General features: G+C 61.3%; 10 protein-coding genes. 8 read left to right on the forward strand and 2 right to left on the reverse strand.

The genetic code is table 11. The features are described 5' to 3' along the window. Window positions 1-40: 40 nt before the first annotated feature. Window positions 41-763, reverse strand: a complete 723-nt coding sequence (locus tag GUY40_RS24650) for a monalysin family beta-barrel pore-forming toxin (RefSeq protein WP_166571520.1) — start codon at window positions 761-763, stop codon at window positions 41-43. A gap of 73 nt (window positions 764-836) precedes the next feature. Continuing rightward, on the reverse strand, window positions 837-1,184 hold the full coding sequence (locus GUY40_RS24655) for a hypothetical protein (protein WP_166571521.1): 348 nt from the start codon (window positions 1,182-1,184) through the stop codon (window positions 837-839). Window positions 1,185-1,674: 490 nt separating this feature from the next. On the opposite strand from GUY40_RS24655, the gene GUY40_RS24660 reads away from it, so the two are divergent. From GUY40_RS24660 to GUY40_RS24695, 8 genes are all read left to right on the forward strand, one after another. Next, window positions 1,675-2,991, forward strand: a complete 1,317-nt coding sequence (locus tag GUY40_RS24660; RefSeq protein ID WP_166571522.1) for a nucleotide sugar dehydrogenase — start codon at window positions 1,675-1,677, stop codon at window positions 2,989-2,991. Between the two features lie 70 nt (window positions 2,992-3,061). Next, window positions 3,062-4,543 (forward strand): mannuronan synthase, encoded by a 1,482-nt coding sequence (gene alg8 / locus GUY40_RS24665; RefSeq protein ID WP_166571523.1) that lies wholly within the window; start codon window positions 3,062-3,064, stop codon window positions 4,541-4,543. Between the two features lie 36 nt (window positions 4,544-4,579). Continuing rightward, window positions 4,580-5,746: an alginate biosynthesis protein Alg44 gene (locus GUY40_RS24670; protein ID WP_166571524.1), complete on the forward strand. Its 1,167-nt coding sequence runs from the start codon at window positions 4,580-4,582 to the stop codon at window positions 5,744-5,746. A 7-nt stretch (window positions 5,747-5,753) separates the two neighbouring features. After that, a complete protein-coding gene (gene algK, locus GUY40_RS24675; RefSeq protein WP_166571525.1) occupies window positions 5,754-7,160 on the forward strand; it encodes an alginate biosynthesis TPR repeat lipoprotein AlgK in 1,407 nt (468 codons plus the stop codon). Continuing rightward, window positions 7,157-8,629: an alginate export family protein gene (locus GUY40_RS24680; RefSeq protein ID WP_166571526.1), complete on the forward strand. Its 1,473-nt coding sequence runs from the start codon at window positions 7,157-7,159 to the stop codon at window positions 8,627-8,629. Before algK ends, GUY40_RS24680 begins: the two co-directional genes overlap by 4 nt. Window positions 8,630-8,655: 26 nt before the next feature. Then, a complete protein-coding gene (algG, locus tag GUY40_RS24685; RefSeq protein WP_166571527.1) occupies window positions 8,656-10,221 on the forward strand; it encodes a mannuronan 5-epimerase AlgG in 1,566 nt (521 codons plus the stop codon). Window positions 10,222-10,234: 13 nt separating this feature from the next. After that, complete coding sequence (locus GUY40_RS24690; protein WP_166571528.1) at window positions 10,235-11,692, forward strand: alginate O-acetyltransferase; 1,458 nt, start codon at window positions 10,235-10,237, stop codon at window positions 11,690-11,692. A gap of 7 nt (window positions 11,693-11,699) precedes the next feature. Next, window positions 11,700-12,749, forward strand: a 1,050-nt coding sequence (locus GUY40_RS24695) for a mannuronate-specific alginate lyase (protein ID WP_166571529.1), incomplete at its 3' end; no start/stop codon positions are given.

The raw sequence follows: 12,749 nt of genomic DNA on the forward strand, positions 1-12,749 counted from the left end.
CAATGACCGCGAGGCCCTGATAAAAAGTTGCCCAACAGGATCAGTAACACCGGTATTTGTTCTTGCTTGAAGAAAAGTCAAATGCCCATTCACCCGCGTTTTGACTCGCCGAATAGCCGTCCATCAAAACACGGCGCTGCACCTCCCCCCAGGACTGCGGCCTGATGGCGCGCGCTGAACTGACAGCGACCACTTTGCTGGTTGCAACAGCCGAGAGAAAAATAATATCCCGACGAGCACCTTGGGAACGCTCTTTAAACTGCTCAAATGCAGCTGCACAGGCAGCATCCGCCGACGTCACGCAATGCGCGTACACGATGTACAACTGATAAATGGAATAGGGCATCGTTTCACACAATGCCAACCTGCGCTGTTGAGTCGTGAAGGGCTGCCATGTTTCGTTCGGGGCGTACCCCGTCACGATCTCTGACAACACGTTGACCCGCTCAATGCCGTCGACCACTTTGTATTGCGCAGTCATCCGTTGACTGAAGAATTCTGCGTGTCCTTTAGCCACCGCCACCACCGTGTCCTCTCCACCGGAGCGTCGGAGGGTGTCCACATGGCTCAAATAGGCATACACAGGCCGCGTGTAGGCGGGATATTTCCTTGCGTCAATGAATTGGTCTCCATACACGGTGGCACCGTCGACCCAGCAGCCGGCGTGCAATTCATCAGAGCCAATCAAATAGCGCTCGATCTCATACGAGCCCGTCTGCCGAGGCGTCGTGCTTTCTCCATTCCCACAATCGTTTACGTCCATATAGAGTCCTTCCAGGCAAGGAATTGGCGACTGCCAACCCTGGGGCCACTCTATTTCAGCCCTCCTCCCTGAATCAGCAGGAGCTATTTCCACACAACCCCATGTGAAAGCTACCGCCCGACAATCGGGTTCTGCGCACCGCAGTGAGCCCCAAAAATAGATATTTTTTTGACGCCAAAAAAAAATACAAACACACGCCACGCGGTTCACGGCACCCGGATTTTTTAGTTTTTTTACCATTTGGACAAAATTTTTTTTCCGTAATAGCATAAAAACATCCCACCCCGACTTCGCCATTTATATAAAGGGACCTGCCAGAAAGTGCCATCAGATTGAAAGCACGATTATCCGGATAATTATTAAAGAAAACTTCACCACCCTTCGCTCCGCTCAGGAACTTATCCCTGTTCTCGTCGCTCATACTACCCGTAACGATTCTCGAGCGTCATGTGAGAGATGACCTACACCGCAAATCGGGACGATCTGGAAGTTATGCCAGACCACGTTGACTCCACGTCACCCCAGTGATCGCAAAGTTAAACTCAGGAGATGGCGCACCAATATCATCCCCGACACGACCGAGCCATAAAGGTCTCAAGCGTGTTTCCACAAGGCGCAGAGTGGTTGATTGAAAAGGCTTATAGCCACCACTGAAATGTGAAATGAATGCCTGTACTCGCGGGAAACCGTTCTGACATAAAGACCGGCTACATTCCAGGGCACGTCCCGATTAACACGGCCAACGTATGCCCATTACAAGTGCAACTACTTTGCACTCGACTTTTATTATGCCTGCACCGGGCTCAGTGACCGTCAGCGTCACGACTTCCGAGTGCCCGAATACGGTTGGTTAATTAACCCAGTCTGGCGCTTTAACTAACGCCGGCGTGATAACACATGAGGTGAATGCGATGCGTATCAGCATCTTTGGTTTGGGTTATGTTGGTGCTGTTTGTGCTGGCTGCCTGTCTGCACGCGGCCATGAAGTGGTGGGCGTGGATATTTCCAAGGCCAAGATCGACCTGATCAACAGCGGCAAATCGCCGATCGTTGAACCGGGCCTGGAAGAACTTCTGGACCAGGGCATCAAGAGCGGTCGACTGCGCGGCACCACCGACTTTGCCGCCGCCATTCGCGACACCGATCTGTCGATGCTTTGCGTCGGCACGCCCAGCAAGAAGAACGGCGACCTTGAGCTCAATTACATCGAATCGGTGTGCTGTGAGATCGGTTTCGCTCTGCGTGACAAAACCACCCGCCACACCATCGTGGTCCGCAGCACCGTGCTGCCGGGCACCGTGAAAAACGTGGTGATCCCGATTCTGGAAGACTGCTCGGGCAAGAAAGCCGGCGTCGACTTCGGCGTTGCGGTCAACCCTGAATTCCTGCGTGAAAGCACCGCGATCAAGGACTACGACTTCCCGCCGATGACCGTCATCGGCCAGTTCGACAGCGCCAGCGGCGATGTCCTGCAGTCGCTCTACGAAGAACTCGACGCGCCGATCATCCGCAAGGACATCGAAGTGGCCGAGATGATCAAGTATACCTGCAACGTCTGGCACGCCGCCAAGGTGACCTTCGCCAACGAGATCGGCAACATCGCCAAGGCCGTCGGCGTCGATGGCCGTGAAGTGATGGACGTGGTCTGCCAGGACAAGTCCCTGAACCTGTCGCAGTACTACATGCGCCCAGGCTTTGCCTTCGGCGGCTCGTGCCTGCCCAAGGACGTGCGTGCCCTGACCTACCGCGCCAGCACCCTGGACATCGAAGCGCCGCTGCTCAACTCGCTGATGCGCAGCAACGAATCCCAGGTGCAGAACGCCTTCGACATCATCGAAAGCCACGACAAGCGCAAAGTTGCCCTGCTTGGCTTGAGCTTCAAGGCCGGCACCGATGACCTGCGTGAAAGCCCGCTGGTGGAACTGGCCGAGAAACTGATCGGCAAGGGTTACCAGCTGAGCATCTACGACAGCAACGTCGAGTACGCCCGTGTCCACGGCGCGAACAAGGACTACATCGAGTCAAAGATCCCGCACGTTTCCAACCTGCTCAACTCGGACTTCGATCAGGTCATCAACAACTCCGATGTGATCATCCTCGGCAACCGCGACGACAAGTTCCGGGCGCTGGCCCAAGACGTTCCGCACGGCAAGCAAGTCATCGACCTGGTGGGCTTCATGAGCAAGACCACCAACCCGGCTGCCCGTAGCGAAGGCATCTGCTGGTAAGCAGCACCTGCGCGGGGCCACTGGCCCCGCGCACCGCCCTGCCCCACTCCATTGGATACGGATTAAGAACATGCAAAGGCTCAAGCACGGCCTGCTTCAGGCCGCCGGTTGGCTGTTCTACATGAGCTTGCTCATGCTGATCGCGTTGGCCTTGCCCAACTCCATTTTCGACCCTGAGTCGAAGGATTTCATTTTCCTGGTGGGCGCCGTCGGCATCTGGCGCTACTCCATGGGCGCCACGCACTTTGTGCGCGGCATGTTGTTCCTCTACGTGGTCTACCCGCACCTGCGGCGCAAAGTGCGCAAGCTCGGCGCGGCGGCTGACCCGTCCCACGTCTTTTTGATGGTCACCAGCTTTCGCATCGATGCACTGACCACCGCCCAGGTGTACAGCTCGGTCATCCGCGAGGCGACTGCCTGCGGCTTTCCGACCACCGTGGTCTGTTCGCTGGTGGAAATGTCCGATGAGCTGCTGGTGAAAAGCCTGTGGGCCAGGCTCAACCCACCGGCCCATGTGAAGCTGGATTTCGTCCGCATCGCCGGTACCGGCAAGCGTGACGGCCTGGCTTATGGTTTTCGCGCGATCTCGCGCCACCTACCGGACGAAAACGCTGTGGTGGCGGTCATCGACGGCGACACCGTGCTCGAGGAAGGCGTGGTCCGCAAGACCGTGCCCTGGTTCAAGCTGTTCGGCAACGTCGGCGGCCTGACCACCAACGAATTCTGCGAAGTGCGCGGCGGCTACATCATGAGCGAATGGCACAAGCTGCGCTTCGCCCAGCGCCACATCAACATGTGCTCGATGGCCCTGTCCAAGCGCGTGCTGACCATGACCGGGCGGATGTCGGTGTTCCGCGCCTCGGTGGTGACCAACCCCGAGTTCATCGCCGACGTCGAAAGCGACTCCCTGGAGCACTGGCGCCTGGGCCGCTTCAAGTTCCTCACCGGTGACGACAAGTCCAGTTGGTTCAGCCTGATGCGCTTGGGCTACGACACCTTCTACGTGCCGGATGCGGCGATCAATACGGTCGAGCACCCGCCGGAAAAAAGCTTCCTCAAGGCCAGCCGCAAACTGATGTACCGCTGGTACGGCAACAACCTGCGCCAGAACTCTCGGGCCCTGGGGCTGGGCATTCGCCGCCTGGGCCTGTTCACCAGCGTGGTGCTGTTCGACCAGCGCGTATCGATGTGGACCAGTCTGCTGGGCCTGACCGTCGCGCTGATCGCCAGTGTCAAGTTCGGCCCGGGCTATCTGTTGGTCTACCTGCTGTGGATCGGTATTACCCGGCTGATCCTGACCATCATGCTGATGTGCTCCGGGCACTCGATCGGCCCGGCTTATCCGCTGATTCTTTATTACAACCAGATCGTGGGCGCAATCATGAAGATCTACGTCTTCTTCCGCCTCGACAAGCAGTCCTGGACGCGTCAGCCCACTGCCCTCAAGCGTGACCTCGCCAGCTTTCAACAATGGTTCAACACCTGGTCTTCGCGGACCATGACCTTCTCGGCGGCCAGCATCTTCATTGCTGTGTTGTTCACGGTCGTGTGAGCCGCAGCCCAACGGAATAAACAGGAACAAATCGCCATGAATACCGCCGTGAACGTCAATGTCGTGCATGAGTCCGAAGCCCAGCGCCAGCACGCCAGGGTCCGTCTCCCCGCCAAGCTGCGCTATATCGGGGCCAATCGGGAAACCCTGGAAGCGAAGATCGAGGACCTTTCGGCCGGTGGTATTTGCTTCCTCGCCAAGCAACCGCTCAAAGTCGGCGAGGTGCACCGCGGGCGCCTGCAATTCATGATCGACAACCTGGGCCTGGCGATGGACATCGAGTTCCAGGTCCGCTCGTTCAACCCGGCCAACGGTCGCGCCGGCTGCCAGTTCCAAAACCTGGAACCACGCGATATCGCCACCCTGCGCCACCTGATCACCTCGCACCTGAGCGGCGAGCTGGTCACCATGGGCGACGTGCTCAGCACCCTGCAACGCGACAACTTCACCAAGGCCCGCAAGCAGAAAGACGGCAACGGCGGCATGACCCCATTCGCCCGCCTGAAAGCGGTTTTCCTGAGCCTTGGGGTGTTCGTGGTCGGCGTGGCGGCGTTCGGCTTTATCGCCAAATCGGTGTACGGCGTGTACTTCGTCAGCCACGCCGAAGCCGGGGTGGTCAGCGTGCCGATCATGAACGTGACCATGCCGCGCGACGGCACCGTGCAAAGCCTGGTGGAGGTCAATGGCCAGGCGGCCAAGGGCGCGCCACTGGCCTCGTTCAGCACCAGCATGCTCGATGTCCTCAAGGGCCATCTGGATGATCAGCAGCTGGAACCGGGCAAGGTCGAAGCGCTGTTCGGCAAGCAAATGAGCGGCACCCTGACCAGCCCATGCGAGTGCATCGTCTCGCGCCAATTGGTGGACAACGGCCAGTACGCCAGCAAAGGCACAGTGATCTTCCAACTGCTGCCGCGCAACGGCGAAGCCACCGTCGAAGCGCGCTTCAGCTATCGCCAGTTCGACCAGATCAAGCCGGGCACCCGTGTCGACTTCCAGGTCGCCGGCGAAGACGACGTGCGCCAGGGCGAGATCGTCAACAGCACCAGCCTCAACAGCGCCGACCTGTCTTCAGACATTCGCGTGCAGATCAAGCCTGATGCCGCCCTGCCCAGCGAACTGGCTGGCCGCCCGGTGGCGGTGAACAGCGACCGTGGCCCGTCCATGAACTGGCTGATCGACAAAGCCGTAGCCCGCGGGCTCTGAAGGAGACATGCCAGTGATTGCCAATCATGCTTTGAAAATCTGCAGCCTGGCCCTGGCGGTAAGCCTGGCCGGTTGTGCCGGCCTGCCCGACCAGCGCCTGGCCAATGAAGCGCTCAAGCGCGGCGATACTGACCTGGCCGAGCGCAATTACCAGCAACTGGCGGGCCTGGGCTACAGCGAGGCCCAGGTGGGCCTGGCCGACATTCAGGTGGAAACCCGCGATCCGGCGCAGCTCAAGAAAGCCGAGGCGAGCTACCGCGCTGCCGCCGCCGTCTCGCCCCGAGCACAGGCACGCCTGGGCCGCCTATTGGTCGCCAAGCCTGGCGCCAGCGACGCCGAACGCCATGAAGCCGAAACCCTGCTCAAGAAAGCCTCCAGCAGTGGCGAGGCCAACACCCTGATCCCGCTGGCCATGCTCTACCTGCAATACCCGCAGAGCTTCCCCGAAGTGAATGCCCAGCAGCAGATCGACCAGTGGCGCGCCGCAGGCTACGCCGAAGCCGGCTTGGCTCAAGTGCTGCTGTATCGCACCCAGGCCACCTACGACCAGCATCTGAATGAAGTCGAGCGCATCTGCAAGGCGGCGCTGGCGACCACCGATATCTGCTACGTGGAACTGGCCACCGTCTACCAGAAGCGCGGCCAGGCGGATCAAAAGAACGCCCTGCTCGACCAGCTCAAGTCCGCTTACCAGCGCGGGGCGATTCCCGCCACCCGCGTCGACAGCTTTGCCCGTGTACTGGCCGACCCGACAGTGGGCCAGACCGACGAGAAAACCGCCCAGGCCCTGCTCGAACAGGTCGCCCCGGCCAACCCGGCATCCTGGGTCAGCCTGGCGCAACTGCTCTACGACTTCCCGGAACTGGGCGATACCGACAAGTTGATGGAGTACATCGACAACGGCCGCGCCGCCGCCCAACCGCGGGCCGAGCTGCTGCTGGGCCGGCTCTACTACGAAGGCAAGGTGGTCCCGGCCGATGCGAAAAAAGCCGAAAGCCACCTGACCAAGGCGGCCGAGAGCGAAGTCAGCGCCCATTACTACCTGGGCCAGCTGTACCGCCGTGGCTACCTGGGCGAGGTCGAGCCGCAAAAGGCGGTCGAACACCTGCTGACCGCCGCCCGCGGTGGCCAGCTCAGCGCCGACTACGCCATGGCCCAGCTGTTCAGCGAAGGCCACGGCATCCGCCCGGACCCGGTCAACGCCTGGGTCTTCAGCCAGCTGGCACAAGCCAACCCGACGCCGCAGTCGACGGAGCTGGCCGCGCAACTCAACCAACAGCTGTCGCCGCCACAAAAAACCCAGGCCGAACGCCTGCTGCAACAAGAGCGACAGGCGCGCGGCGCACGTGGCCAGGGGCAAGGCGCCCTGGCCATTCACGCCCTGCAAGAAGAAGACGGTGAGGACTCCCTATGACACTCAACCACTGGATGAAAGCCGGCATCGGCCTGAGCTGCGCCCTGATCTGGTCGTGCCCGACCCTGGCCGCCATGACCGCCGAAAAGAACTTCGGCCTGGAGGTGAAAGCCACCGGCCAGTCCGAGGACGACCGTGACCTGGGCACCCGCGAGGGTGGCGACGTCAACGGCCTGGGCCTGGACCTGCGTCCCTGGGTCTACGGCGAGCGCGGCAACTGGAGCGCCTACGCCATGGGCCAGGCGGTCACCGCCACCGACATCATCGAAACCGACACCCTGCGCCAGTCCACCGACGAAACCCAGGCCAGCAGCAACGCCCGCGAGCCGGACAAAAGCTACCTGGCCATGCGCGAGTTCTGGATCGGCTACAGCGGCCTGACCCAGTACCCCGGCGAGCAGCTGCGGCTCGGTCGCCAGCGCCTGCGCAACGACGACGGCATGTGGCGCGACACCCATATCGAAGCGCTGAACTGGGGCTTCGACACCACCCTGCTGCGCGCCAACCTGGGCGTGGCCGAGCGCTTCAGCGAATACCGCACCGACCTCACTGAGCTTGCCCCCGAAGACAAGGATCGCCTGCACCTGTTCGGCGACGTCTCGACCCAGTGGCAACCGGGGCATTGGGTGGGCGTGCGCGCCCACCACACCCAAGACGACGGCAAGCTGGCCAACCCCGGCGAGACAGTCGACGAGCTGGACAAGACCCGCACCGGCGACCTGACCTGGCTGGGCCTTGAAGCCAACAGCGACGCCTACAACTTCCGCAACACCAATACCCTGAACTACTGGGGCAGCGTCACCTGGCTGACCGGCAACCGCGACACGCTCAATACCTCCACGGTCAACGGTGAGCAAGTCGCCACCGGCCAACAGAGCGGCGACGTCAATGCCTGGGCAACCGACCTTGGCCTGCGCTGGCGGCTGGACCCGAACTGGCAAGTCGGTGCGGCTTACGCCCATGGCAGCGGCGGCGGTGGCGACGACGGCTCGGGCAACTACGAGCAGACCGGCCTTGAGAGCAACCGCTCCAACTTCACCGGCACCCGCTCGCGCATCCACCGCTTCGGCGAAGCCTTCCGTGGCGAGCTGGGCAACCTTCAGGCCATGACCCTGTTCACTTCCTGGCAGCTGCAGGACGACTACGACGCCAGCCTGGTCTATCACAAGTTCCGCCGTATCGACGGTGACCAGAACATCGGCAGCAGCGGCATCAATGCGGTGGTCGAGGACAACGGCGTCAACCGTCCGCTGATTCAGGGTGAAAAAGACCTGGGTCAGGAAATGGACCTGGTCGTCACCAAGTACTTCAAGCAAGGCCTGCTGCCGGCTGCACTTAGCCAATCGATCGATGAGCCGTCGGCGCTGGTGCGCCTGCGCGGTGGCGTGTTCAAGCCCGGCGACGCCTACGGCAAGGAAGCGGATTCGTACATGCACCGCGCCTTTGTCGATGTGGTCTGGCGCTTCTGATGCAGACCGCCATGGAGTGCCGTGAAATGACTGTTCAACCCCGCCGCGTCCGTACGTTGCTGGCCACCGCGCTGCTGCTCGCCAGCAGCGTGGCGCTGGCCAACACCGCGGAGCCACAACCGCTTGCCAAGGGACTGCAACAGGCCAAGACCTACACCGTCACCAGTGCGCCGATCGAACCGTTGCAGATCGACAAGCCCAAGCTTCCAGACCTCAGCGGCTACACCGCCGAGGCGGTGCAGGCCAAGATCGATCGTCGCCAGAAGGGCAAGGTCTCGGTGCGGCGCATGCTGCAGGAAGACGCCTTGAAAGAGTTCATCGGCGGCGACAACAAGATGGCTGAATGGGTGGCGCGCCAACACGGCATTCCCCAGGCGATCTTTATCGATGGCGGCCATGTGAACATCAAGGATTTGAGCAAGAGCCTGCCCAAGCAATACCTGACCGAAACCGAGCCGGGCGTCTACCTCGCCAGGTTGCCGATCGTGGTCGGGCGCAAGGGCGTGCTGGAGCTGGACAAACAGGTCAAGGAACTGCGCCTGTCACAGGAAAGCGGTGCCTTCATCGTCAACGACGGCAAGCTGTTCGTCACCGATACCCGGGTGACCGGCTGGCGCGAAAAAGACAATGGCCCGGCGACCTTCCGCAGCCCGAAAGAATTCCGCCCGTTCCTGCTGTCCTGGGGCGGCACCGAGACGTACATCGTCAACAGCAAGATGGCCAGTTTCGGCTACGCCAAGAGTAAGTCGTACGGGGTGAGTATTTCCCAATACACGCCGAACATGACCAAGGCCATGAACCGCAGCGAACCGACCGGCTGGATCATCGGCTCCGAGTTCTCGGACATGTGGTACGGCTTCTACTGCTACGAAACCAGCGACTTTGTGATCAAGGGCAACACCTACCGCGACAACATCGTCTACGGCATCGACCCGCACGACCGTTCGCACCGGCTGATCATCGCCGAGAACACCGTATTCGGTACCAAAAAGAAGCACGGGATCATTATTTCCCGTGAGGTCAACGACAGCTGGATCATCCACAACAAGAGCTACGACAACAAGCTCTCGGGCGTGGTGATCGACCGTAACAGCGTCAACAACCTGATCGCCTACAACGAGATCTACCAGAACCACACCGACGGCATCACCCTGTACGAAAGCGGCGACAACCTGATCTGGGGCAACAAGGTGATCAGCAACCGCCGCCACGGCATCCGCGTGCGTAACAGCGTGAACATTCGCCTGTACGAAAACATCGCCATGGCCAACGGCCTGGTGGGTGTCTATGGGCACATCAAGGACCTGAGCGAGACCGACCGCGACATCGCCCTGGACCCGTTCGACACCAAGGTCTCGCTGATTCTGGTCGGCGGTGAACTGGCGGCCAATGGCAGCGGCCCGCTGTCGATCGATTCACCCCTGAGCGTCGAGCTGTACCGGGTGTCGATGCTGGCGCCGAGCAAATCTGGCGGTATCAGTTTTTCCGGCGTATTGGGCGAACGTCAGGACGAGATCCTCGACCTGATGGTGCGCCAGGGCAAAGCCGTGTTGATCGACCCGGTCGAACGCCAGACCGAAATGCGCGACTGAGGAAGGTATTTTTATGCACCCACATCTTGTCAAACTGCTTGGCCTCTCGGGCCTTGCCGCCGCCCTCTTCGCCGCCCATGGCAGCGCCCAGGCTGGCGAAGTCCAGGCCCCGTCGTTCAACGCCCAGCCGTGCTGCCAGCTGTGCCCGGCGGCGTACGACGCCAGCCGCTACACCACCCGCTACCAGCAAAACTTCACCACCCTGGTGCAGGCCGAAGGCGACTGGCTGTTCCGGACCCGCGAAGACCTGCGCACCGAGTTCGACACCACGCCGGCCGGCTACCGCCGCCTGCAACAGTTGCACGACGCCTTCAAGGCCAAGGGCGTGGAACTGGTGGTGGTCTATCAACCGACCCGCGGGCTGGTCAATCGCAACATGCTCAAACCGGCCGACAAGGCCGCCTTCGACTACGAGAAAGCGCTGCGCAACTATCAAGGCATGCTCGCCCGCTTCAGCAAAATGGGCTACTGGGTGCCGGACCTGTCGCCGCTGACCAACGAGGCGCTGCCGCTGGCCCAGAAAGGCCAGGAATTCTACTTCCGCGGTGACCAGCACTGGACGCCTTACGGCGCCGAGCGCGCCGCCAAAATCGTCGCCGAGAAGGTCAAGCAGGTGCCGGGCTTTGCCGACATTCCCAAGCGTGAATTCGAAACCCACAAGTCCGGGCGCATGGGCAAGACCGGCACTCTGCACAACGTGGCCGGCCAGCTGTGCGGCACCAGCTACGCGGTGCAGTACATGGACCAGTTCACCACCGAGCCCAAGGGCGAAAGCGGCGGCGACGATCTGTTCGGCGATTCCGGCAACCCGCAAATCACCCTGGTCGGCACCAGCCACAGCGGCAAGAACTACAACTTCGCAGGCTTCCTGGAGCAGCACATCGGCGCCGATGTGCTCAACGTCGCCTTCCCCGGCGGCGGCCTGGAAGGCTCGATGCTGCAGTACCTGGGCAGCGAAGAGTTCCAGAAAAAACCGCCGAAGATCATGATCTGGGAATTCTCGCCGCTGTACCGACTGGACCAGGAAACCATTTACCGGCAGATGATGGCCCTGCTCGACAACGGCTGCGAAGGCAAGCCGGTGGCGATGAGCGCCAGCACCAGCCTGAAACCAGGCAACAACGAGCTGCTGGTCAACGGCCGTGGCGGGACGATCAAGAACCTCCATAACGGCGGCCATCAGGTCGATATCCAGTTCGAAGACAAATCCGTGAAAACCCTGCAGGCGACCCTCTGGTACATGAACGGCCGCCACGAAAACCTGAAGATCGAGAAACCCTCGACCTCCGACACCGACGGGCGCTTCGCCTTTGAACTGCGCGACGACGAGGACTGGGCGTCGCAGAACCTGATGGCCATCGAAGTCCAGGGCCCGGAAGCCGGGACCGCGCCGCAGAAAGTCGAAGCGAAAGTTTGCAAACGCAACGTATTCCCTGGCGCCGCGAGCCACACCGCGCGTGCTGGGCTATGAGGTGCTTATGAAAACGCTCCGCAAAACCGCACGTACCCTGTTAGCCCCCAGCCTGCTCGGGCTGGCCCTGCTTGACATGACACTGTTCGGCTCGGCCGCGCAGGCCGCCAACACGCTGGTGCCGCCCCAGGGCTATTACACCGGGGTGGAGAAATTCAAGACCGGTAAACACGACTTCAAGTGTGAAGCGGTGCCGACGCCGTACACCGACAAACTGGTGTTTCGCAGCAAGTACGAGGGCTCCGATGGGGCCCGCTCCACCCTCAACCGCGACTCGGAAAAAGCCTTTCGCAAGGCCACTGCCCACATCACCACGCTGGAGCGCGGGGTGAGCAAGATGGTCATGCAGTACATGCGTGACGGCCGCCCCGAGCAGCTCGATTGCACGCTGGGCTGGCTGAGCAGCTGGGCGCGCGCCGATGCGCTGACCAGCACGGACTTCAACCACACCGGCAAGTCCATGCGCAAATGGGCCCTGGGCAGCTTGTCCTCGGCCTGGCTGCACCTGAAGTTCTCCAACTCGCACCCGCTGGCCGCGCATCAGCAAGAGGCCGAATTGATCGAGAACTGGTTCGCCAGGCTCGGTGAACAGGTGGTCAGCGACTGGAGCAACCTGCCGCTGGAGAAGGTCAACAACCACTCGTACTGGGCCGCCTGGTCGGTGATGGCCACCGCCGTGGCAACGGACCGCCGCGACCTGTTCGACTGGTCGATCAAGGAGTACCGCGTAGCTGCCAACCAGATCGACGCCCAGGGTTTCCTGCCCAACGAGCTCAAGCGCAAGCAACGCGCACTGGCCTACCACAACTACGCCCTGCCGCCGCTGGCGATGATCGCAAGCTTCGCCCAGGTCAACGGCGTCGACCTGCGCCCGGAAAACAATAGCGCCCTCAAGCGCCTGGGTGATCAGGTGCTGGCCGGGGTGAAGGACCCTTCAGCGTTCAAGAGCAAGAACGGCGAGAAACAGGACATGACCGACCTGAAGATCGACAGCAAATTCGCCTGGCTCGAGCCGTGGTGCAGCCTTTACAGCTGCAGTGCCGAGGTGGTCGAGAAA

It is taken from the genome of Pseudomonas sp. R5(2019) (assembly GCF_009905435.1).
Taxonomy (GTDB): Bacteria; Pseudomonadota; Gammaproteobacteria; order Pseudomonadales; family Pseudomonadaceae; genus Aquipseudomonas.

Bases quoted from the DNA above. Each gene is read 5' to 3' on its own strand.
- GUY40_RS24650 (WP_166571520.1), bottom strand. From the start codon at position 763: ATGGACGTAAACGATTGTGGGAATGGAGAAAGCACGACGCCTCGGCAG.
- GUY40_RS24655 (WP_166571521.1), bottom strand. From the start codon at position 1,184: ATGAGCGACGAGAACAGGGATAAGTTCCTGAGCGGAGCGAAGGGTGGT.
- GUY40_RS24660 (WP_166571522.1), top strand. From the start codon at position 1,675: ATGCGTATCAGCATCTTTGGTTTGGGTTATGTTGGTGCTGTTTGTGCT.
- alg8 (WP_166571523.1), top strand. From the start codon at position 3,062: ATGCAAAGGCTCAAGCACGGCCTGCTTCAGGCCGCCGGTTGGCTGTTC.
- GUY40_RS24670 (WP_166571524.1), top strand. From the start codon at position 4,580: ATGAATACCGCCGTGAACGTCAATGTCGTGCATGAGTCCGAAGCCCAG.
- algK (WP_166571525.1), top strand. From the start codon at position 5,754: ATGCCAGTGATTGCCAATCATGCTTTGAAAATCTGCAGCCTGGCCCTG.
- GUY40_RS24680 (WP_166571526.1), top strand. From the start codon at position 7,157: ATGACACTCAACCACTGGATGAAAGCCGGCATCGGCCTGAGCTGCGCC.
- algG (WP_166571527.1), top strand. From the start codon at position 8,656: ATGACTGTTCAACCCCGCCGCGTCCGTACGTTGCTGGCCACCGCGCTG.
- GUY40_RS24690 (WP_166571528.1), top strand. From the start codon at position 10,235: ATGCACCCACATCTTGTCAAACTGCTTGGCCTCTCGGGCCTTGCCGCC.